Raw genomic sequence first — 493 nt, 5'->3', positions numbered from 1 at the left:
GCAGCGAACTGCCCGATGCCATGTGGATGCGTCCGGCCAGCTGGATTGCGTATGACCACTACCGACATCACGCTCACCTCCTAGCCTTGGACGACCGTAACACGCCCGGCTGCAATGAGGCCGCTGATCTGTTGGACGCACTGGCTGCGACGCTGGTGGAGCGACCAGGTAGCAGCGAAGGGCCCGCACCGCTAACCGTGCCTGTGGAAGGGTCGTGGCGGCTCAGCCGAGGGGGCTACCAGGACCGTGTTGCCGCAATCCAGCAGGCGCTAACACGCGGTGACTCGTACGAGGCCTGTCTCACCGACACGTGGACCTCCCAGTGCGACGTGGACGGCTGGCAGTTGTACCGCGCACTACGGCGTCGAAACCCAGCCCCCTATGGGGCGTATCTTCGGTTTACCGACCCGCATGTAGAGGTGTGCTCTTCATCCCCGGAACGGTTCCTGCGAGTACGCGACGGCATCGCTGAATCCAAGCCGATCAAGGGGAC

At 63.9% G+C, this 493-nt stretch carries 1 protein-coding gene; it reads left to right on the top strand.

Features of this window, described 5'->3' with window-relative positions:
* Positions 1-20: 20 nt before the first annotated feature.
* Positions 21-493, top strand: a 473-nt coding sequence (locus tag J5M58_RS28565; RefSeq protein ID WP_368857212.1) for a chorismate-binding protein, incomplete at its 3' end; no start/stop codon positions are given.

The sequence above is a fragment of the Pseudomonas sp. 32_A genome, from assembly GCF_017490905.1.
GTDB lineage: Bacteria > Pseudomonadota > Gammaproteobacteria > Pseudomonadales > Pseudomonadaceae > Aquipseudomonas > Aquipseudomonas inefficax.
The sequence above is the reverse complement of the archived record's forward strand: the minus strand, read 5'-3'. Positions and strand labels throughout refer to the sequence as shown.